Genomic DNA, 20895 nt, shown 5'->3' with positions numbered 1-20895 from the left:
CGCTCACGCTGGGTCGCATGATCGGCTTCGAACCGGTCATCCACACCGCCGCCCTGCTGGCCGAGGTACGCCGCGACTGGCGCGCGATCCGGCCGGTGTCGGAGTGGATCGCCGAACACGCCCAGGCGTGAGCCGGCACGCTCACTCCGACCTCAGCACCCGCGCCAGGAAGTCGGCGAGGTTGGCATCGAGCCGATCGACCCGCTGCTCGAGGGTGAGCGTCTCCGGTAGCACCGGGCCGCCGGTGTCGAGCCGGCCGCGCAGGTAGAGGGAGCAGGCCAGGTCGGCGCAGATGTAGGTGCCGACGGTGTGACCCCGCTGCCCGGCCCGGCCCGCACGCGGCGCCACCATCAGGGCCACCCCGCCGGAGCGCACCGTGGCGCACAGCGAGCACATGCTGCGGCGGCCGGTGGCCGCCCCGGACGACGTCCCACGAAGGACGAGGCCGCACCAGCGCTCGGCGTGGCGCGCCACCAGGTAGCCGCGTTGAGGCGCCTTCGGGTCGCGCCAGCCCAGATAGTCCAGGTCCGGCCAGGGCAGGGTGTCGAGGTCACGCGGCAGGTTCGCCCGCCGTGCCTCTCCCTGGGAGCAGTTCGCGAAGCTGGCGCGAATCTCGGACTCGGTCAGCGGTCTCATCCCGCCGACACTAGGTTGCCTATAGATTGTAGGCAAATCATTATTGATCTTAGGAGCATTCATGCGGGCCGGGCTCAGCACCGAACGGGTGGTGGCACTCGCCGCCGAGCTGGCCGACGAGGCGGGCGCCGAGAGTGTCACCGTCTCCCGGCTCGCCCGGCACTGCGGCGTACGACCGGCGAGCCTGTACGCCCACCTCGACGGCGCCGCCGACCTGCACGCCCGGCTGACCGCACTCGCCCTCGACGAGCTCGCCGACCGTGCGGCGGCCGACCTGGCGGGGCGCTCGGGAACCGACGCTCTGGCCGCCCTGGCCGGGTCCTACCGTGCCTACGCGCGCGAGCATCCCGGGCGCTACGCGGCCGCCCGCCGCCGGCTCGACCCGGATGTCGCGTCCGCCGAGCTCGCGATCCGCGCGGGCCGTCGTCACACCGAGCTGACCCGAGCCACCCTGCGCGGCTACGACCTGCCCGAGCCCGCGCAGACCCACGCCGTCCGACTCCTCGGCAGCCTGGTGCACGGCTTCACCGACCTCGAGGCCACCGGCGCCTTCGAGCACAGCGAACCGGCGGGCGAGGAGTCCTGGCAGGCCCTGCTGGTCGCCCTGGACGCCATCCTCCGGCGTGGCCTGTGACACCAACCCGTGCGACGCGCGAGCGGCTCGCTTGCGACAGCCGGAAGCGCTGCCTATAGTCGTTGTTACTAGCCAGTAGTACGCGTCGGTAGGCGCGTACCGCCGGTCACCCGGACCCTTCAGAGAAGGTGGAGCAGTGAGCCACTACAAGAGCAACCTCCGCGACATCGAGTTCAACCTGTTCGAGGTGCTCGGCCGCGACAAGATCCTCGGCACCGGGCCGTACGCCGAGCTCGACGCCGAGACCGCCCGTGAGATCCTCGCCGAGGTCGAGCGCATCTCCCGCGAGGATCTGGCCGCCTCCTATGAGGAGAGTGACCGCAACCCGCCGGTCTTCGACCCGGCCACCCACACCGCGCCGGTGCCGGCCGCGTTCAAGAAGAGCTACGACGCCTGGATGGAGTCCGGCTTCTGGAGCCTGCAGACCCACCCGGCGATCGGCGGCACCTCCGCACCGCCGACCCTGGTCTGGGCGACGGCCGAGCTGATCCTCGGCGCCAACGCGCCGATCTGGATGTACGGCGCCGGCCCGTCCTTCGCGGCGGTCGTCTACAACAACGGCACCGATCGCGACAAGCGGATCGCCGAGATCATGGTCGAGCGGCTGTGGGGCGCCACGATGGTGCTCACCGAGCCGGACGCCGGCTCGGACGTCGGCGCCGGCCGCACCAAGGCCACCCCGAATCCCGACGGCACCTGGAACATCACCGGAGTGAAGCGCTTCATCACCAGCGCCGAGTCCGATCTCCAGGAGAACATCATGCACCTGGTGCTAGCGCGCCCCGAGGGCGTCGAGGGAGCCGGCGGCCCGGGCACCAAGGGTCTGAGCCTGTTCCTGGTGCCCAAGCTGCACTTCGACCCGGAGAGCGGCGAGCTGACCGGCGAGCGCAACGGCGTCTACGTCACCGGTGTCGAGCACAAGATGGGCATCAAGGTCTCCAACACCTGCGAGCTCACCTTCGGCGACCCGCAGGTCGGCGGCGGCGAGCCCGCTCGCGGCTGGCTGCTCGGCGAGGTGCACAACGGCATCGCCCAGATGTTCGAGGTCATCGAGAACGCCCGGATGATGGTCGGCACCAAGGCCATCGCGACGCTGTCCAGCGGCTATCTCAACGCGCTCGAGTACGCCAAGGAGCGGGTCCAGGGCGCGGACCTGACCAACGCCGCGAAGACGGCACCGCGGGTCACCATCACCCACCACCCCGACGTACGCCGTTCGCTGCTGGTGCAGAAGTCGTACGCCGAGGCGATGCGCGCGCTGGTCCTCTACGCCGCCTCCTGGCAGGACCAGGTCCAGCTCGCCAGGGCCGCTGGCGACGACTCCGCCCTGGCCGAGGCGGTCAACGACCTGCTGCTCCCGATCGTGAAGGGCTACGGCTCGGAGCGCTCCTGGGTGACGCTGGGGACCGAGTCGCTGCAGACCTTCGGCGGGTCCGGCTTCCTGCAGGAGTACCCGCTCGAGCAGTACGTCCGCGACGCCAAGATCGACTCGATCTACGAGGGCACCACCGCGATCCAGGGCCAGGACTTCTTCTTCCGCAAGATCGTGAAGAACCAGGGCCAGGCGCTGGGCCACCTGGCCGGTGAGATCAAGGCCTTTCTGGACGCCGAGGGCACCGGCGAGCTGAAGGAGTCGCGGGCGCTGTTGGCCACCGCCCTGGAGGATGTCAACGCCATCGTCGGCCACATGTTCAACGACCTGATGGCCTCCCAGGACGACCCGAAGAACCTCTACAAGGTCGCCCAGAACACCTCCCGGCTGCTGCTCGCCGTCGGCGACCTCGTGTGCGGCTGGCTGCTGCTGCGCGGCGCCGACGTGGCGCTGACCAAGCTCGCCGAGGGCGCCAGCGGCAAGGAGAAGGACTTCTACGACGGCAAGGTCGCCGCCGCCAAGTTTTACGCCGCCTACCAGCTGCCGAGGATCACCGCCGAGCGGGCGATCGCCGAAGCGGTCGACAACTCGATCATGGAGCTGCCCGAGTCGGCGTTCTGAGTCTCCGGCACCGAACGACGGGCCGGCCGGGCCGCCCGGTGACCGTCTCGGGCGGTCCTCAACTCAGCACCGAGGCCGCGCGTCGCACGGTCTCGGTGAGACGGTTGAGCGCCGGCGTGTCCAGGCGCCACCGCTGCCAGTAGAGCGGTACGTCGACCGGGTGGCCGCCCGGCAGCGCGACCAGCCTGCCGGCCTCGAGGTCGGGTGACAGCTGGGGCTGCGGGATCGCGCCCCAGCCGAGCCCGCGCCGTACCGCCTCGTGGAAGTCGGCGCTGCTGGGCACCCGGTGGACCACCGGCGGCCGGCCCAGCCCCCGCTCCGCCAGCACGTCGTCCTGCAGGCGGTCCTTCTCGTTGAAGACGACCATCGGAAGCCGAGCCCAGTCCACCCCGCGTCCACGCCGGTGGCGTCCGACCAGCTCGGGAGTTGCGGCGGGTGTGTAGCGCAGCCTCCCCAGCGGCTCCGCGGTGCACCCCTGCACCGGTCGCGGCTCACTGGTGACGGCACCGACCACGTCGCCGCGGCGGAGCAGGTCATGGGAGTAGGCCTGATCCTCCACGTCGAGGCGGAGCGCCGTCGCCGGCCAGGTCGCCACCTCGTCGAGCACCTCGCGGAACCAGGTGGCCAGCGAGTCCGCGTTGACCGCGACCGCCAACTCGATCACCGCCGCGGCGGCGTCGGGCAGGTCGGCGGCGGTCTCGGTGAGCAGCAGCCGCAGCTGGCGTGCCAACCGGACCAACGGCTCGCCGGCCGGCGTCGCCGTACACGGCGTGGTGCGGCGTACGACGACCTGACCGGTGGCCCGCTCCAGCGCCCGGATCCGCTGACTGACCGCGCTCGGGGTCAGGTGCAGCTCGCCCGCGGCGGCGTCGAAGGTGCCCTGCTCGGTGATGACCAGCAGGGTCTCGAGCTGTCCGGGATCGAGACGCACGAGTCCGATCCTAAGCAGATCTTCAGTAGCTGAAGAAACATTCGCTGGTCTTCACCCCGGTCGACTCGTAGCGTCACACCGTGATCACCGCCGTCGCCGCCGGTCTGGCCGCCGGGCTCTCGCTGATCGTCGCCATCGGCGCACAGAACGCCTTCGTGCTCCGCCAGGGACTGCTCGGCTCGTACGTCGGTGCCGTCGTCGCGATCTGCACCTTCTCCGACCTGGTGTTGATCTCCGCCGGGGTCGGCGGGATCGGCGGGATCGTCGACCACGCCGGCTGGGTGCTGGAGGTGGTGCGCTGGCTGGGGGTGGTCTTCCTGGCCGGCTATGCGGCGGCCTCGCTACGACGGGTGGCCCGGGCCGAGTCGCTCTCCCCCAGCGACCGCGCCGACCGCGGCGACCGGGAGCGCCGGGGGCCGGTGCTGCTCAAGGCCGTCGCGCTGACCTGGCTGAACCCGCACGTCTACCTGGACACCGTGCTGCTGCTCGGCTCGCTCGCCAACGCCCACGGCGATGGGCGCTGGTGGTTCGCGCTCGGCGCCGGCCTGGGCAGCCTGTGCTGGTTCGTGGCACTCGGCTACGGCGCCCGGCTGCTCGCCCCGCTGCTGGCGCGCCCCGGCGCGTGGCGCGCCCTGGACGTGGTGATCGCCGCCATCATGATCGCGATGGCCCTCCGGCTGGCGCTCGGCTGACCGAGGCGCCGCCGGCCGCTGCTCGTAGGGTGGGGCCATGACCTGGTCCTGCGACGACATCGGTGACCTGAGCGGGACGACAGCGGTGGTGACCGGCCCCAGTCTGGGCGGGATCGGCTGGCACACCGCCCGTGAGCTGGCCGGTCACGGTGCGCGGGTGGTCCTGGCCGGGCGGTCGTGGAGCAGGCTCGATACCGCCGCCGAGGCCATCGCTGCCGAGGTGCCGGAGGCCGCGATCGAGCGGGTCCATCTCGACCTGGCCGACCTGCGGTCGGTCCGGGCGGCCGCCGAGGCGATCGAGGACGCGGCGTACGAGCTCGGCGCACCGCTGCGGCTCCTGATCAACAACGCCGGGGTGATGGCCACGCCGGAGCGTCGTACCGTCGACGGCCTCGACCTGCAGCTGGCCACCAACCACTTCGGCCCGTTCCTGCTCACCGGCCTCCTGTTCGGCTCCCTGGCCGAGCACGACGGCCGCGTGGTCACCGTCTCCAGCGTGATGCACCGGATGGCGCGGCAGGCGCCGTTGACCTACCCGACCGTCGCCGTCGGGCGCTACTCCCGCTGGGGCGTCTACGCCCGGTCGAAGCTGGCCAACCTGCTGTTCACCTACGAGTTGGACCGGCGAGCGCGTGCGGCCGGGCTGCGGGCGCGCGCACTGGCGTCGCATCCGGGGTACGCCGACACGCAGCTGATCGCCAACGGCCCGATGGCCACCGGCCGGTTCTCCCGGGTGGGGCGCCGCGTCTCCGCCGCGTTCGCCCAACCCGCCGAGCGTGGCGCCTGGCCCACCCTGATGGCCGCCACCGCCGACCTCGCCTCGGGCACGTACGTCGGACCGGGCGCCTTCGGCCTCGGCGGGGCGCCGGCTCCGGCCGCCTCGACCCGGCTCTCACACGACCCCGCCGCCGCCCGCGCGCTGTGGCGGCTCTCCGAGCAGACCACCGGCCTGGCCTATCCCTGACCTCTGGCGCGCTCGGCCCCCTGACCTCCCGCCCCGCGGCACGCCGAGAACCGGGTGACCAGGTTCAGCGGCGCGGCGGGGACCAGACGCCGTCGAGGTCGATCAGCGGGCGCGATCCTGATAGACCGGCGCCTGGCGCTTGAACGCCGCCTTCTGCGCGATCTTGGCGTTGCGGCCGAGGAGCAGTCGCAGCTGCTCGATCCGCTCCCGGGCGAAGGTCGCGCGCGGCCCACGGTGCCAGGTGTCGTTGAAGAGTCGCTTGGCCGCGGCCAGCGCATCCGGGGACTTGGCGCTCAGCTCGCGGGCGAAGGCGGTCGCGGCGATCACCGGGTCGGCGGCCAACTCGGTCACCAGCCCGAGTCTGCGGGCCTCCTCGCCGTCGAAGGAGGCCGCGGTCATGGTGAGCCGTTTGGCGGTGTCGATCCCGACCAGCTCGGCCAGTGCCCGGACCCCGGTCATGTCCGGAATGATCCCCCACTTGCCCTCCAGCACCGACCAGGCGGAGTCCGCGGTGGCGAACCGGAAGTCCGCGGAGAGCGCGATCTGCACGCCGCCGCCCAGGCAGTGCCCGTGCACGGCGGCGATCACCGGGACCGGCAGCCGGCGCCAGGCCCAGCACGCCTCCTGGAACAGGTTGGTGCCACGCCACGGTCGCGGCATGAACGCCAGTGCCAGTCGACGCGGGTCACCCATCGCCGAGGCGAAGTCGAGGCCCGCGGTGAAGGCGTCGCCCTCACCGGCGAGCACCACCGCGCGCAGGGACCGATCGCGACGCAGCGACCGGGCCGTCGTACCGAGCTCGGCGAGCAGCTCCAGCGTCAGCGCGTTGAGCTTCTCCGGGCGGTTGAGCCGCACCTGCGCGATTCCATCCTCGACCACACACGTCACCAGGGGCATATCGCAAGGGTAGGGCGCCAGTGGGCATGATGGGTCCATGGCCGACCCCCGCGCGGGCACTCCCGCCACTCCCGAGGACCTTGTCGACGTCGCCGCGCTGGTCACGGCGTACTTCTCCCGGACCCCCGATCCGGACGATCCGGACCAGCAGGTCGTCTTCGGCACCAGCGGCCATCGAGGCTCCTCGCTGCGGACCGCGTTCAACGAGGCCCACATCGTGGCCACCACCCAGGCGATCTGCGAGTACCGACGGCAGCAGGGCTACGACGGCCCGCTCTTCCTGGGCCGGGACACGCATGCGCTGTCGGTGCCGGCGTACGTCTCCGCGGTGGAGGTGCTGGTCGGCAACGACGTGACGGTGATGGTCCAGGACGGCTACCAGCCGACGCCCGCGGTGTCGCTGGCCATCCTGACCGCGAACAAGGGCCGGGTCTCGACGGGCTCGACCGGCGGCTCCACCGGACTGGCCGACGGCATCGTGGTGACGCCGTCGCACAACCCGCCGACCGACGGCGGGTTCAAGTACAACCCGCCGCACGGTGGTCCCGCGGACACCGCCGCCACCAGTTGGATCGCCGACCGGGCCAACCAGCTCATCCGCGACGGGCTGCGGGAGGTGCGCCGGGTGCCGTGGACCAGGGCACGCGCGCAGACGCACGAGTACGACTTCCTCGGCGGCTACGTCGAGGCGCTGCCCTCGGTGCTCGACCTGGACGCGATCCGCACCGCGGGGGTGCGGATCGGGGCGGACCCACTGGGTGGCGCCAGCGTCGACTACTGGGGCGCCATCGCCGAGCGGCACCGGCTCGACCTGACGGTGGTCAACCCGCTGGTCGACCCGACCTGGCGGTTCATGACGCTCGACTGGGACGCCAGGATCCGGATGGACTGCTCCTCGCCGTACGCGATGGCGTCGCTGATCTCGCGGCGCGGGGAGTACGACATCGCCACCGGGAACGACGCCGACGCCGATCGGCACGGCATCGTCACCCCCGACGCCGGGTTGATGAACCCCAATCACTTCCTGGCCGTCGCCATCGACCACCTCTTCGGCGGCGCGCGCCCGGACTGGCCGAGCAGCGCACAGATCGGCAAGACCCTCGTCTCCAGCTCGATGATCGACCGGGTCGCCGGCGCCCTCGACGGCGGCCGGGGGAAGCCTCTGGTCGAGGTCCCGGTCGGCTTCAAGTGGTTCGTGCCGGGGCTGATCGACGGCTCGTTCGGCTTCGGCGGCGAGGAGTCCGCCGGGGCGTCGTTCCTGCGGCGGGACGGCTCGGTGTGGACGACCGACAAGGACGGCATCATCCTGGCGTTGCTCGCCTCGGAGATCCTGGCGGTCAGCGGCAAGACGCCCTCGCAGCGATACGCCGAGCTGGTGGCGGCGTACGGCGATCCCGCCTATGCCCGCATCGACGCCCCGGCCTCGCGGGAGCAGAAGGCCAAGCTCGGCGCGCTCTCCCCCGCCGACGTGGCGGCGACGACCCTGGCCGGGGAGGAGATCACCGCCAAGCTCACCAAGGCCCCCGGCAACGACGCGCCCATCGGCGGGCTGAAGGTCACCACCGCCTCGGCCTGGTTCGCGGCACGGCCCTCCGGCACCGAGGACGTCTACAAGATCTACGCGGAGTCCTTCCGCGGCCCCGAGCACCTCGCGCAGGTGCAGACCGAGGCGAAGGCGGTCGTCGACGCGGCATTGGGCTGACGGCGCCGGCGGCCGGGGGTCAGGCCCGGACTTCCTGCGCGAAACTGGCACTTCTGGAGGGTTGCATCACGCAGGAAGTGCCGGTTTCACCGGTTCACCGGCGAAACTGCCCCCGCCTCCGCCTCCGCCCCCGCCTCAGGCCGCCTCGGCGAGGAAGGCGTCGAGCTCCTTCTGCAGCGCACGCCGGGTGCGGCGGTCGCCGGTCGCCATGGTGTAGAGCTTGCGCAGCTGTGGGACCAGGTTGTGCCGGTTGGTGGCGGCCAGCCAGCCGTTGGGCAGGGAGAGGCGCAACACCTTGTGCCAGGCCGAGGCGACCTGCACCGGCAGCGGCGCCGAGTGGTAGTTGAGGCCGTACTTCTCGAAGAGCGCCTGCACCTTGGGGGCGATCTCGCCGTACCTGTTCGAGGGCAGGTCGGGGAAGATGTGGTGCTCGATCTGGTGGGAGAGGTTCCCGGTCATGATGTGCATCAGCGTGGAGCCGGAGATGTTCGCCGAGCCGAGCATCTGTCGCAGGTACCACTCTCCACGGGTCTCCTTCTCCGGGATCGCGGCGAGCTCGAAGGTCTCCACGCCCTCGGGGAAGTGTCCGCACATGATGACAGCGTGGCTCCACACGTTGCGCACGAAGTTGGCGGTCAGGTTCGCGGTCAGCGTGCTGAGCGCGGACGGGCCGGAGAGCAACGGGTGGACGACGTAGTCCTTGGTGGCCTGCTTGCGGATCTTGGCCAGGGTGTTCTTGAGGTTCTTCTTGAACTCCGGCGAGGCGGGACGACCGAGCTTGCGCTTGCGCAGCGTCTCGCCCATGTCCAGGTCGTACATCGCGATCCCGTACTCGAAGACGCACATGTTGAGGAAGTTCATCACCGGCTGCCACAGGCAACGCGGGGCCCACGGCTGGTCCTCGTCGACCCGCATGATGCCCCAGCCGAGGTCATTGTCCTTGCCGATGATGTTGGTGTAGGTGTGATGGGTCTCGTTGTGCGTCTTCTTCCAGCCCTCGGCGGTCGACGCACTGTCCCACTCCCAGGTGGTGGAGTGGATCTTCGGGTCGCGCATCCAGTCCCACTGCCCGTGCAGGATGTTGTGCCCGATCTCCATGTTGTCGAGGATCTTGGCCACCGAGAGGCCGGCGGTGCCGAGGATCCAGGCTGGCGGGAACATGCTGCCCAGCAGCACCGCCCGGCTGCCCAGCTCGAGCGAGCGCTGCACCTTGATCACCCGGCGGATGTACGCCGCGTCGCGCTCGCCGCGGCTGTCGATGACCTCCTGGCGGATCGCATCGAGCTCGAGGCCGATCTGCTCGATGTCCTCGGCGGTGAGGTGGGCCACCGGGCTCTCGGCCTTCTTCGTCATCGTGGTCATGATCGGTCCTGTCGGTTGGGGTCAGCGGGGGTCGAGGGTGCAGGCGCCGGCCGCGGCGCTGATGCACGTCTGGATGGGTACGCCGGCGGCGTCGGTCTCGCCCGGCACCGCGACGGTGATCTCGCCGTTGCGCAGGTCGCGGACCGCGCCACTGGTCATCGGCAGCACGCAGCCGAAGCAGATGCCCATCCGGCACCCGCTCGGCATCAGCACGCCGCCCTCCTCGGCCACGTCGAGGATCGGCCGGTCGCCGGGTGCCTCCAGCGTGCTGCCGCCGGCGAAGCTGACCGTGCCGCCCTCACCGGCCACGACGGTGGTCACCCGGAACTGCTCGGTCTGCAGCGGCAGGCCGCGGCGCTGGTGGTGCTCGGTGAGCGCATCCAGCAGGCCGGCCGGCCCACAGGCGTACGTCGACCGCTCGGCCAGGTCGGGCACCAGGGCGTCCAGCTCGTCCAGATCCAGTCGGCCGTGGGTCGTGGTGTAGCGGGTGAGGAGCCGGACCGAGCCCGAGCGGTCGAGCTCCTCCAGGTTCCGGATGAAGATCGAGTCGGGGCGCGAGGGGGCCACATGGAGCACCACGATGTCCAGCTCGCGGCTCCGGGGCAGCTTGACGACACCCTCGTCGGTGACCGGGAACAGGTTGCGCAGCATGCCGACGATCGGCGTGACCCCGGCCCCGGCGGTGACGAAGAGCAGCTTGCCCGGCGCGGCCGGAAGCACGAAGTCACCGGCTGCCTGCTCGAGATGGACCAGGGTGCCCGGCCGGGAGCGGCGTACCAGATGGGTGCTCACCACCCCGTCCGGGACCGCCTTGACGGTGATCGAGATGTGGCCGTCGGCACGCGGGCCATGGGTCAGCGAGTAGGCCCGCCAGTGCCGCACTCCGCCGATGTCGATGCCGATCCGCACATACTGCCCGGGGGTGTGGCCGGCCCAGTCCGCACCCGGCTTGATCACGATGGTGGCGGCGTCGGCGGTCTCGGGGACGACCGAGACCACCCGGCCACGCAGGTCGGCGCCGGGCCGCAGCGGGTGGAACAGATCGAGGTAGTCGGCCGGCGTGAACGGCGTGGTCGCCGCCTCGGCGACCTTCCAGAACCGGCCGCGCACCGCCTCCCGCCAGGAGGGCGCGTCATACCCCGGGCGGAAGGCCCGGCCCCGGGGCGACAACGGTACTGACACCATGCACTCAAGGATGCTACGCACCAGATGTAAACTCCTGTGCCGTCGACGTGAATATCGGCTTCACAATTGTTCGCAGACGACAAAGGATGCGGAGATGGCGCGACGCACCGCCCGGTTGAACACCTATCGGGTCGAGTTGACACCACAGATCGTGGCCCGGATGCGGGAGATCCTCCCCCGCGTCGGCGAGGACGTGGTCGCCTCGATCATCGCCGAGGTGCCCTCCTACAAGGATGCCCTGGCGGGCCCGATGGGCGAGACCATCAGGACCGCCGTACGGGTGGCGCTGGGCGGATTCCTCTCCATCGTCTCGCACGAGCGCGGCGAGGTGGCGCCCGCCTCACCGCCGGCCCTGGAGGGCGCATACGAGCTCGGCCGGGGTGAGGCCCGCAGCGGCCGGAGCACCGAGGCGCTGCTGGCCGCCTACCGGATCGGGGCGCGGGTGGCCTGGCGGGAGCTGTCCACGACCGCGGTGGAGGGCGGACTGCGACCGGAGGCGATGGTGGAGTTCGCCGCCCTGGTCTTCGCCTGGATCGACGAGGTCTCCGACGCCTCGGTGGCCGGCCACACCGACGAGCTGGCCAGCACCGGCCGGGTGCAGCGTCAGCTGCGGGAGCGGCTGGCACGGCGACTGCTCGAGGGTGCGGCGGCCGACGTGCTGGACGACGCGGCGGCGCGGGCCGGCTGGATCCCGGCGGAGTCGCTCACCGCCGTCCTGCTGCCCAAGTCGCAGGTCGGCCCGGTGCTCGCCCAGGTCGGCCCGGCCACGCTCGAGTTGGAGGACCTGCCCGACCTGGAGGAGTCGACGCTGCTGCTGGTGCCCGACGCCGGCGGCCGGCGCCGCCGCCCGCTGCTGCGCACCCTGGACGGTCGCGGCGCGGTGACCGGACCGGCCAAGCCCTGGCGTGAGGCACGGGTCTCCTACGAGCGGGCGCGCCGCGCGATGCTCGCCGGCCTGGGATCGGACACCGAGCAGCACCTGGTCGAGCTCGTGCTCGCCGCCGATCCCGACGCTCGCGCCGACCTGCGCGCCGAGGTGTTGGCACCGCTGGCGGCGCTGCGGCCAGCCACCGCGGAGAAGCTCACCGAGACGCTCCGCTCCTGGCTGCTGCACCAGGGCCGGCGCGAGGAGGTCGCCGAGGAGCTGTTCGTGCACCCGCAGACGGTGCGCTACCGGATGGGCCAGCTGCGCGACGTGTACGGCGACCGGCTGGAGGATCCGGCGACGCTGCTGGCGCTCACCGTGGCGCTGGGGTGACCTCGGCCGGCCCGTCTTTGGCACCAGCGCCCGAACCGTTGCCGTTCCGGGCTCAACGTCGGGCGGTGGGCCCGGGATCGTCGAGGCTCAGCGACGGCAGACCCGGCAAGGCCAGCGTGAGCACCGCGTCCTCGATGATCGGACTGGTCTCGATGTCGGACTCGACCTTGCGCAGCCGGAGCGCGAGATGGCTCTCCACCTCGTCGCCGATCAGGTCGACGGCGGCGACCACGAAGAGCCGCTCCGGCCCGACGTACTCCACGTGCAGGTAGGTCACCCGATCGATCTGCGGGTGGTCGAGCAGCAGCCGCAGGACCTGGGCGTAGACCTGCTGCATCGCGCCCTCACCCAGCAGGTACTCCATGTTGCGCCGCATCAGGAACACCGCGACGAAGGCGAGCAGCACGCCGACCAGGATCGAGGCCACGGCATCCCACACCGGATCGCCGGTGGCCTGGTGCAGCGCGATCCCGCCACCGGCGATCACCAGTCCGACGAGAGCCGAGGAGTCCTCGAAGAAGACCGCACGCAGGGTGGTGTCGGAGGTGCGGGCGACGTACCGCAGCGGGTGCAGGCCGAAGCGCACCGCCTTGCCGCGCACCTGCCGGGTGGCCTGCAGGAAGGAGCTGCCCTCGAGCACGAATGCGATGGCCAGGATGACGTAGTTGACGCCGAAGCCGGAGTCCTCGCCGGCGCTGCCGAGCGAGGTCAGACCGTGCCAGATCGAGACCATCGCGCCCGCGGAGAAGAGGCCGAACGCGGCCACCAGCGACCAGATGTACGTCGACCGGCCGTAGCCGCGAGGATGGGCCGCGTCCCGCGGCCGGCTCCCGGAACGGTCCGCGATCAGCAGGAAGACCTCGTTGCCGGTGTCGGCCCAGGAGTGCGCCGCCTCGGCCACCATCGCCGCGGATCCGGTCAGGGCCGCCGCCACGCTCTTGGCCACCGCCAGCAGCGCGTTGGCGACCAGCGCGACCAGCACCGTCAGGGTCGACTCGCTCTGGTTGCGCTCCTCCGCCGGCTGCTGGGTCGGCTGCTGGATGGTCATGGTCGAACGGTAGTCGCCGTGGGTGGCGGACGACCGGCGCATCGCCCCGGCTCGACCCGGCTCGACTCGCGCTCCACCCGTGGTCCGCCCCTGCTCGACCCGGCTCGATAAGGTGGGACGTATGGGCATCCGGGGGGCCAGCCTGGCCACAGGCATCGGGCTGCTGGTGATCGCCCTCGGGGCGGTCACCGGGTGGGTGATCGCACAGCAGAGCCGGCCGGCCGCCGAGACGGTGCGCAACCCGGTCACCTTCACCTCGCCGAACCCGATGCCGGCGGCGCCGGCGCTGCCGATCGCCAAGGCACGCGCCTACGCCGACGACATCTCCTATCCCGAGCTCGCCACCGACCTGCGCTACGTCACCCGGACGGCCAAGACCGGGACCCCGACGGTCCGCCACGTGTGGAGCTATCAGGTGCCCGCGGGCTGGAAGCGCTACCAGGGGACCGGCACCGACCCCGCGGGCACGCTGCGGTGGCGCCCGCGCGACGAGCCGGTCCTGCACGGCTACGCGCTCCGGGTGCTGCCGATCACCGACCGCGTCACGATCACCACCCTGCGCGACTCCCAGACCGAGACCATGCGTCAGCTGACCGACTTCCAGCTGATCCGCGAGACCAGCGACAGCGCCTGGTACTCCTTCCGCAGCGAGGACAACTACCACCGGCTCAACTACTTCGCCTGGGTGCGGATCCCGGACTCGCCGTACGCCGGCTTCGAGCTGTCGGTCTCCGGCCGGGTCGAGGACCGCAACGGTCTGGCTGACCTGCTCAAGAGGGTGCAGGAGAGCGTGCGGATGGTCCGCTGAGCCCGATAGCCCGAGCCTCCCGGTGGTGACGGCGACCGGCAGGATCCGCTACTCGGCGACGGTGATGCTGCCGAGGACCTCCTCGGCCTCGGCCTCGGCCTCGTCCTCGGCGTGCACCTGCACCCAGAGCAGCTCGCCGGAGTTGACCTGCACCATCCGCTCGATCACCACCCCGCCCGGGCAGTCGGTGTAGAGCCCGGTGAGCCGGGCGTGCCCGGCGTCGTCGGTGTCGCTGACCGGCGCCGCCGCGGTACAGGCCGGGTGGCCGGGCAGCCGGGCGGGCAGGGTGACGCCCGGGATCAGGGTGAGGAACGCCCCGCTGGCCACCATGCTCGCGTTGTTCCAGTCCTGGCTGGTGCCCACCGAGATGGCCGGATACGGATCCGTCGACTTCAGGTTGTTCGGTGGCCGCCAGCCGCTGACCGACTCGTAGGTGTCCCATCCCGACGGCACGGTGATGGACAGCACCCCGGTCGCGTCGTGCACCCGCTGGTCGGGCGGCTTGGCGGCGTCCTTCGGCGTCAGCGCATAGGCACCGGTACCGGCCGCGACGCCGAGCAGCACGATGCCGGCGCCCAACGCGATCCGGCGTCCGCGCCGGGGGCGCCGGGTCTTCGCCCGCTCGGGCTCCGGACCGCCCGAATCGCCGGAACCGCCCGGCCCGCACGCGCCGATGCCGGCGAGGTTCGGGGTGGCGGGCCTGTCCGGCCCCGATGGCCCCGCTGCCGCCGGTGGCAGCGGTGGCCGGGTCGGCCCGACGCCCGGCAGGGTGAGGTCGGAGTCGATCGGCAGCCACGGCCGACCCGGCCGGGTGACCGCCGGCAGCTCCCCGGTGGTCTCCTGCAGGGCCGTGGAGAGCGCGTCGGCGAACACGGTGACGCTGGGGTAGCGCTCCTCCCGGTCGACGCTGAGCCCTCGCCGCAGCACCTCCTCGACCGCGTCCGCGAACGGGCGTTCCTCGGTGGACAGGGCCGGCACCGGACCCGGCTCCGCGGCGGCGGCGAGGTCGTTGTGCCGGAAGGCCGGCCGGCCGGCCAGCAGCAGGTAGGCGAGCGCGGCCAGGGAGTACTGGTCGGCCCGCGCGTCGACCGGCTCGGCAGCGGCCTGCTCGGGCGCGACGTAGGACGGCGTACCGCCGACCATGGTCAGCCGCGACGACATGTCGAGCGCCTTGCCCAGTCCCAGATCCCCGAGCATGGCGCGCACGTCGGTGCCGCTGTTGATCGAGCGGAACAGCACGTTCGCCGGCTTCACGTCGCGGTGCAGGACGTCGCGGTCGTGCAGCGCCTGCAGCCCGTCGGCGATCTGCCGTACGACGACCATCGACTGCGGCAGGGTCAGCCCGCTCGCCTCACCCGGCCCGGCGCCGATGTCCACCCGGTCGGCGAGCGTGCCCTGGTCCGCATAGGTCATCACCAGGTAGGGCCGGCCGTCGTCGAGCTCACCGGCGTCGTACACGGTCACCACATGGGGCGATTCGACCCGCCGCAGGTAGCGACCCTCCTCCAGGAAACGACGACGGACGTGTCCGTCGCCGGCCCAGTTGTCGGCCAGCACCTTGACCGCAACCGGCGAGTCCAGCTGCGCGTCATAGGCGAGCCACACCGTTGCGAATCCGCCGGCACCGATGCGGCGCTGGACGGCGTAGCGGCCGAAGTGGCTGGACATGGACACCCCCGCATTATGGTCAACGAACCCAGGAGGGAAACACGGCATGATGGCTGTCATGGCCACCGCACTGACCCCCGACGAGATCGACGAGGCCGCACATCGGGCCGCGAGCGGAGACCGCGAGGCCCTGGAGACGCTGCTCGCCGCGGTGCGTCCGCGCGCGCTCAACGTCTGTCGCGGAGTCCTCCCGTACCTGCCCGACGCCGAGGACGCCTGCCAGGAGGCGCTGATCAACATCGCCAACAAGATCGGCACCTGGAACGGGCGCGGCCGGTTCACCACCTGGATGCACGTGGTCGCGCTCAACGCGGCCCGGTCGGCGTACCGCCGGATGCGCAACCAGGCCATCGCGGCCGACCCGCAGGAGCACGGCCCGTTGGAGCGTCCCGATCCGCGCACCACCTCCGTCATCGCCGGCACCCGGCTGGACCTGCTGGAGGCGATGGAGAAGCTGGAGCGGGAGCACCCCAAGTTCGTCGAGCCGCTGTTGCTGCGCGACGTCTACGGCATGGCGTACGACGAGATCGCCGGTCTGCTCGGGGTGCCGCTGGGCACGGTGAAGGCGCAGATCCACCACGGCCGGCAGCTGACCCGGCCGTTGCTCCGCGAGCAGTCCTGAGGCGGATCCGGGCCGGTCCCGGCGCGGCGTCACATTCGCGGTCGGGTTCTGGTAGAGAGGGTGCGGGATCTCCCCGAGGCAGGCATCCCCACCGAAGGACGTGACCAGATGATCAAGGACCTGTTGAGCGTGTCGTGGAAGCTGCTGGTGGTGCGTGGCCTGATCGGCATCCTGTTCGGCATCGCGGCGATGGCCTGGCCACTGGACACCGCGCTCGCGCTGGCGGTGCTGTGGGGCGTGTGGGCCCTGGTGGATGCGATCGGCACCTTCACCCAGGTCTTCGCCCCGGGCACCACCGCGGGCTCCCAGGTGCTGTTGATCCTTCTCGGCGCCATCTCGATGATCGCCGCCTTCTTCGCGATCATCCATCCCGCCCTGGCCGCCGCCACCCTGATCTGGATCCTCGGCATCTGGCTGATCGTCCGCGGCGTCTTCGAGCTCGGCGGCGCCCTCAGCGCCACCGCCGGAGGTGCGCGCGGGCTGATCCTGCTCTCCGCGGTCCTCGACGTGGTGCTGGGCCTCCTGTTCGTCTCCCACCCCGGTCACAGCGCGGTGGGCATCGCCTGGCTCCTCGGGCTGATCGCCCTGTGCTGGGGCATCGTGTTCCTGGTCGGTGGGGCGATGGTGCGCAGCCGGCTGAAGAGCCTTCCGGACGAGCCGGCGCTCCCTCGATGAGATGCCCGTCCGGCTCGCCCCGGGGGCCCGGGCGGGCGCCGCGACGCTCCTCAGGCCCAGCGTGAGGTGAACCAGCTCACCGCTCCGGTCGCCGGGTCGTAGGAACGGCGCGGCAGGGTGCCGATGTCGGCGCCGTAGACGTGGATGCCCACCACCGGGACGTCGCCACCGCAGCGGACCTGATGGACGTCGTCGTCGGTGGTGCAGCAGACCGTCACCTGGCCGGCACCCCAGGCGTCGGTGCCCTCGTCGACGAGCGGTACGTCGGGGGTGGTGGGCTTGCGGTAACGGGTCTCCACCTCGACACCCGAGTAGATGCCGACCACGCCCCAGGTCTCGTGGCCGTGCACCGGCGTCCCCTGGCCGACGTTCCAGACCGCGCTGGCGATGGAGAAGGATCCGTCGGCCGCGACGTGCAGGGGATACATGACGTAGCGGTCCGGGTCGGGCCGGGTCTTGGCCTCGGGCAGGTCGAACCCGGCCGCGAGCAGGGCGGTGAGCTCGCGCTGCACGGCGCCGGTGAGCGTCGGCTCGTCCAGGCCGTCGGCGACCAGCCGGGCCACGGTCTCGGCGAAGGCGGCCACCTCGGGCACCTCGCTGGTGACCGGGACGATCGGCTCGGTGCGGGTGGGTGGCAGGGTCATCGGTTCTCCTCGGTGTCGTGGGTGTGATCGGTGTGATCGGTGTCGTCGGTCGGTGCGGAGCCGAGCCCGCGGCCGGCCGCATAGGCGAGGATCCGGGATCGCAACCCCGGGACCGCCACGGATCTGGCCAGGGCGGCGAGCTCGCCATCGGTGTCGTGCTGTCGACTCTGACGCAGGAGCGCCGTACGCGCCACCGGCGCCGTCGCCGACCACCGCTCCAGGACGGCCGCGGCGGCCTGCTCGGGACGGTCGGTCAGCTCGGTCAACAGGCCGGCGGCCGCGGCGCGCTCGGCATCCAGCGGACGGGAGCCGTCGAGGGCACGGTCGGCCCCGGCCAGACCGGCGAGCCGCGCGGTGCCCAGCACCAGCCCGAACCGGGCACCCGGGAAGGCGAAGCCGGCGGCACGGGTGCCGATCCGGTGATCGCAGGCCAGGGCCAGGTCGGCACCGGCGCCGACCGCCGTACCCTCGACCAGCGCGACGGTGAGCCAGGGGCCGGTGCGCAGCCGCTCCAGCAGCACCCCGATCCGTAGCAGGCGCAGGGCCAGGCCGGCGTCGGTCTCCTCGGCCAGCCCGCCGAGGTCGAACCCGGCGGCGAAGTGCCGCGGGTTGCCGCGCAGCACGATCGCGGCGGCTCCGGCCGCGCTCGCCTCGTCCAGGGCGGCGAGCAGAGCCTCGACGAGCTCCTCGTCGAGCGCGTTGGCGGACTCGGGGCGGTCGAGCACCAGCTCCCAGGCGGCGCCACCGCGAACGGCCAGGGTCACGTCGGGTCCGCCGGGGCACGCCACTGGGCCAGCACCTCGTCGGTGTCCGCGCCCAACGCCGGTGCGGCCCGCTCGACCGGCGTCGTGCGACCGTCGATACGGGCGGGGAAGAGCAGCGTCGGCGTCGGCCCGGCCACCGGAAGATCCTGTCCGCCGAGCAGCCCGGAGCGTTCGACGTGCTCGTCGGCGAGGATCTGGCCGTAGGTGTTGATCGGCCCGCACGGCACGCCACGCGCGCGCAGAGCGGCCAGCCAGTGGTCGCGCTTCTCCTCGCCGAACCGCTGTTGCAGGAGCTCGGCCAGCTCGCGCTGGTGTCGCACCCGGGCGGACTGGTCGGCGAAGCGCGGGTCCGTGATCAGCTCCGGCAGCGCCACCACCTCGGCCACCTCGGCCCACAGCCGGTCGTTGCCGGCCGCCACGGTGAACCCGGCGTCGGCGGCGGCGAAGGCCTGGTACGGCGCGTTCCGCGGATGCGCGCTGCCGAGCGGCCGCGGCTCCTGCCCGCTCCCCCAGTACTCGCTGGTCTGCAGCGCGGAGACGCCGAGCAGACAGTCGAGCATCGGGCAGTCGACATGGACCGACCGGCCGGTGCCGCGCACCTGCGGCAGCAGCGCGGCGATGGTGTAGGCGGCGTACAGGCCGGCGGTGAAGTCGCCGACCGGGACCCCCGACTTGACCGGCTCCCCGGCCGGCTCGCCGGTGACGCTCATCAGCCCCGACATCCCCTGGATGACCACGTCGTAGGCGCCGTCGGCGGCGTACGGGCTCTGCCGCCCGTATCCGGAGATCGAGCAGTACACCAGTCCGCGGTGGCCGGCGCTGACCTGCGCGTAGCCCAGGCCGAGCCGCTCCAGCACGCCGGGACGGTAGTTCTCCACCACCACGTCGGCGGCGGCGATCAGGTCACGGGCACGCGCCAGGTCGCCGGCATCCTTGAGGTCGGCCACCACCGAGCGCTTGTTGCGGTTGACCGAGGCGAAGTTGTGGCTGAACCGCTCGGCCCCGTCCGCGCTGGTCGCGAGCGGCGGCCAGGACCGCATCTGGTCCCCGCCGGGCGGCTCGATCTTGGCCACGTCGGCGCCGAGGTCGGCCAACAGCATGCCGGCGAACGGGCCGGCCGCCACGTGGGCGAGCTCGACCACCCGCACGCCGGCCAGCGGCCGGCCGGTCACCGAGGCCTCCCCCGGCGGGGCCGTGGATCCGGGCTCGACCGTGGACTCGGGCTCAGACACCGGCGACCTCGCGGCGCGTGGCGCGGCGGTGCGCGAGCTCCTGGCGCACCAGCGGCAGCAGCCGGTCGCCGTAGTCGATGGCGTCGGCGAGCGGCTCGTAGCCGCGGATCAGCACCGTGTCGACGCCGATCTCGACGTAGTCGAGGATGGCCGCGGCGACCGTCTCCGGCGAGCCGACCAGGGCGGTGGAGTTGCCGCCTCCGCCCACCGCGGCGGTGGTCGGCGTCCACAGGCACCGGTCGTGCACGTCGCCCTTCGCGGCCGCGGCGAGGAGCCGCCGTGAGCCGGCGTTCTCCGGCTCCCGACCCTGGGGATGCAGCTGGTTCACCTTCCGCTGCTTGAACGCGGCCCCGGTCGCGCCGTTGATGGTCGCCAGGATCCGGTGCGCCCGCTCCCAGGCCTCCGCGTCGGTGCGGCCGAGGATCGGCCGGAAGGAGACCGAGATCCGCGGCCGGCGCACCCGTCCGGCCTCCCGGGCCCTGGCCGTGATGGTGGCGATCTGCTCGCCGGTCTCGGCCATCGGCTCGCCCCACAGCATGTAGGTGTCGGCATGCCTCGCGCCCACGCCGTACGCCGCCTCGGAGCTGCCGCCGAAGAAGAGCTCCAGATGACGGTCCCGGTAGGGCCGGACCTGGGGATCCGTGCCCTCGAACCGGTAGTAGCTGCCCGCGAAGTCGTGCGGCCCGGGCTGGTCCCAGAGCCGGCGCAGCACGGTCAGATACTCGTCGGTGCGGGCGTAGCGCTCGTCGTGCGGCACGTAGTCGCCCTCGCGGCGCTGCTCGGTGTCGCTGCCGCCGGTCACGATGTTGAGCGCGACCCGGCCCGAGCTGAACTGGTCGAGCGTGGTGAAGGTGCGCGCAGCGAGGGTCGGGTGGACCACCCCGGGACGATGCGCGATCAGCAGGCCGAGGCGCTCGGTGTGCGCGGCGGCGTAGGCCGCGACCTGGTTGCCCTCCGCCCAGCTCGAGCCGTAGCCGATCAGGACTCGGTCGAAACCGCCCTCCTCGTGCGCCTGGGCGAAGCGTCGGGTGTAGTCGGGATCGATCACGGTGCCGTCGCCGGGACGCACCTCGGAGGCGTCGGCGGTGCCGATCATGCCGAGGATCTCGACGTCGTCGTAGGCGGAGGCGGAGGCGGGACTGTGCTGATGGGACATGACTCTCCTGGTCTCGATGGGGAA

The 20895-nt window shown here is 72.0% G+C and carries 20 protein-coding genes; 9 read left to right on the top strand and 11 right to left on the bottom strand.

Annotated features, from left to right (window positions below; all coding sequences use genetic code 11):
• Positions 1 to 141: 141 nt before the first annotated feature.
• Entirely contained in the window at positions 142 to 636 is a 495-nt protein-coding gene (locus QM638_RS20080; protein ID WP_415144933.1) for an FBP domain-containing protein, read from the bottom strand.
• 61 nt (positions 637 to 697) lie between these two features.
• Here QM638_RS20080 and QM638_RS20075 point away from each other — a divergent pair, with 61 nt between their 5' ends.
• Positions 698 to 1270 carry a TetR-like C-terminal domain-containing protein gene (locus QM638_RS20075; RefSeq protein WP_415144931.1) on the top strand — a complete coding sequence of 191 codons (573 nt, stop codon included), beginning with the start codon at positions 698 to 700 and terminating at the stop codon, positions 1268 to 1270.
• Between the two features lie 136 nt (positions 1271 to 1406).
• On the top strand, positions 1407 to 3263 hold the full coding sequence (locus tag QM638_RS20070) for an acyl-CoA dehydrogenase (RefSeq protein ID WP_415144929.1): 1857 nt from the start codon (positions 1407 to 1409) through the stop codon (positions 3261 to 3263).
• A 58-nt stretch (positions 3264 to 3321) separates the two neighbouring features.
• On the opposite strand, the gene QM638_RS20065 is transcribed toward QM638_RS20070, so the two are convergent.
• Positions 3322 to 4194, bottom strand: a complete 873-nt coding sequence (locus QM638_RS20065) for a LysR family transcriptional regulator ArgP (protein WP_415144927.1) — start codon at positions 4192 to 4194, stop codon at positions 3322 to 3324.
• Positions 4195 to 4274: 80 nt separating this feature from the next.
• On the opposite strand from QM638_RS20065, the gene QM638_RS20060 reads away from it, so the two are divergent.
• Both QM638_RS20060 and QM638_RS20055 read left to right on the top strand, forming a co-directional pair.
• The gene (locus tag QM638_RS20060) at positions 4275 to 4886 is read left to right on the top strand and encodes a LysE/ArgO family amino acid transporter (RefSeq protein WP_415144925.1); all 612 of its coding nucleotides are present in this window, start codon (positions 4275 to 4277) and stop codon (positions 4884 to 4886) included.
• A gap of 37 nt (positions 4887 to 4923) precedes the next feature.
• Positions 4924 to 5850 carry an oxidoreductase gene (locus QM638_RS20055; protein WP_415144923.1) on the top strand — a complete coding sequence of 309 codons (927 nt, stop codon included), beginning with the start codon at positions 4924 to 4926 and terminating at the stop codon, positions 5848 to 5850.
• Positions 5851 to 5952: 102 nt separating this feature from the next.
• Here QM638_RS20055 and QM638_RS20050 read toward each other — a convergent pair whose 3' ends face one another.
• Entirely contained in the window at positions 5953 to 6747 is a 795-nt protein-coding gene (locus QM638_RS20050) for a crotonase/enoyl-CoA hydratase family protein (protein ID WP_415144921.1), read from the bottom strand.
• 37 nt (positions 6748 to 6784) lie between these two features.
• On the opposite strand from QM638_RS20050, the gene pgm reads away from it, so the two are divergent.
• Positions 6785 to 8449: a phosphoglucomutase (alpha-D-glucose-1,6-bisphosphate-dependent) gene (gene pgm / locus QM638_RS20045; RefSeq protein ID WP_415144919.1), complete on the top strand. Its 1665-nt coding sequence runs from the start codon at positions 6785 to 6787 to the stop codon at positions 8447 to 8449.
• 135 nt (positions 8450 to 8584) lie between these two features.
• On the opposite strand, the gene QM638_RS20040 is transcribed toward pgm, so the two are convergent.
• Entirely contained in the window at positions 8585 to 9811 is a 1227-nt protein-coding gene (locus tag QM638_RS20040; RefSeq protein ID WP_415144917.1) for a fatty acid desaturase family protein, read from the bottom strand.
• 21 nt (positions 9812 to 9832) lie between these two features.
• Entirely contained in the window at positions 9833 to 10996 is a 1164-nt protein-coding gene (locus tag QM638_RS20035; RefSeq protein ID WP_415144915.1) for a ferredoxin reductase, read from the bottom strand.
• A 94-nt stretch (positions 10997 to 11090) separates the two neighbouring features.
• Between QM638_RS20035 and QM638_RS20030 the strand changes: the two genes are divergently transcribed.
• A complete protein-coding gene (locus QM638_RS20030) occupies positions 11091 to 12254 on the top strand; it encodes a PucR family transcriptional regulator (RefSeq protein ID WP_415144914.1) in 1164 nt (387 codons plus the stop codon).
• Positions 12255 to 12306: 52 nt separating this feature from the next.
• Here the strand turns inward: QM638_RS20030 and QM638_RS20025 are convergent, their stop codons facing one another.
• Positions 12307 to 13302: a cation diffusion facilitator family transporter gene (locus QM638_RS20025; RefSeq protein ID WP_415144912.1), complete on the bottom strand. Its 996-nt coding sequence runs from the start codon at positions 13300 to 13302 to the stop codon at positions 12307 to 12309.
• Positions 13303 to 13423: 121 nt separating this feature from the next.
• Between QM638_RS20025 and QM638_RS20020 the strand changes: the two genes are divergently transcribed.
• Complete coding sequence (locus QM638_RS20020; RefSeq protein WP_415144910.1) at positions 13424 to 14110, top strand: hypothetical protein; 687 nt, start codon at positions 13424 to 13426, stop codon at positions 14108 to 14110.
• A gap of 48 nt (positions 14111 to 14158) precedes the next feature.
• Here the strand turns inward: QM638_RS20020 and QM638_RS20015 are convergent, their stop codons facing one another.
• Complete coding sequence (locus QM638_RS20015; RefSeq protein WP_415144935.1) at positions 14159 to 15778, bottom strand: serine/threonine-protein kinase; 1620 nt, start codon at positions 15776 to 15778, stop codon at positions 14159 to 14161.
• A gap of 58 nt (positions 15779 to 15836) precedes the next feature.
• Here QM638_RS20015 and QM638_RS20010 point away from each other — a divergent pair, with 58 nt between their 5' ends.
• Both QM638_RS20010 and QM638_RS20005 read left to right on the top strand, forming a co-directional pair.
• Positions 15837 to 16400 (top strand): RNA polymerase sigma factor, encoded by a 564-nt coding sequence (locus QM638_RS20010; RefSeq protein ID WP_415144908.1) that lies wholly within the window; start codon positions 15837 to 15839, stop codon positions 16398 to 16400.
• 60 nt (positions 16401 to 16460) lie between these two features.
• A complete protein-coding gene (locus tag QM638_RS20005; RefSeq protein ID WP_415144906.1) occupies positions 16461 to 17075 on the top strand; it encodes an HdeD family acid-resistance protein in 615 nt (204 codons plus the stop codon).
• A 50-nt stretch (positions 17076 to 17125) separates the two neighbouring features.
• On the opposite strand, the gene QM638_RS20000 is transcribed toward QM638_RS20005, so the two are convergent.
• The 4 genes from QM638_RS20000 to QM638_RS19985 are packed head-to-tail and all read right to left on the bottom strand — an operon-like array spanning position 17126 to position 20871.
• Entirely contained in the window at positions 17126 to 17719 is a 594-nt protein-coding gene (locus QM638_RS20000) for a hypothetical protein (RefSeq protein ID WP_415144905.1), read from the bottom strand.
• Positions 17716 to 18483, bottom strand: coding sequence for an enoyl-CoA hydratase/isomerase family protein (locus QM638_RS19995; RefSeq protein WP_415144903.1), 768 nt, complete (start codon positions 18481 to 18483; stop codon positions 17716 to 17718). Before QM638_RS19995 ends, QM638_RS20000 begins: the two co-directional genes overlap by 4 nt.
• Complete coding sequence (locus tag QM638_RS19990; protein WP_415144901.1) at positions 18480 to 19715, bottom strand: CaiB/BaiF CoA transferase family protein; 1236 nt, start codon at positions 19713 to 19715, stop codon at positions 18480 to 18482. The genes QM638_RS19995 and QM638_RS19990 overlap by 4 nt, the downstream gene beginning before the upstream one ends.
• The gene (locus QM638_RS19985; protein ID WP_415144899.1) at positions 19708 to 20871 is read right to left on the bottom strand and encodes an LLM class flavin-dependent oxidoreductase; all 1164 of its coding nucleotides are present in this window, start codon (positions 20869 to 20871) and stop codon (positions 19708 to 19710) included. Before QM638_RS19985 ends, QM638_RS19990 begins: the two co-directional genes overlap by 8 nt.
• Between the last annotated feature and the right edge of the window lie 24 nt (positions 20872 to 20895).

Source organism: Nocardioides sp. (assembly GCF_047606145.1).
In the GTDB taxonomy this organism is placed as follows: domain Bacteria; phylum Actinomycetota; class Actinomycetes; order Propionibacteriales; family Nocardioidaceae; genus Nocardioides.
This window is presented reverse-complemented; position numbering and strand designations above follow the sequence as displayed.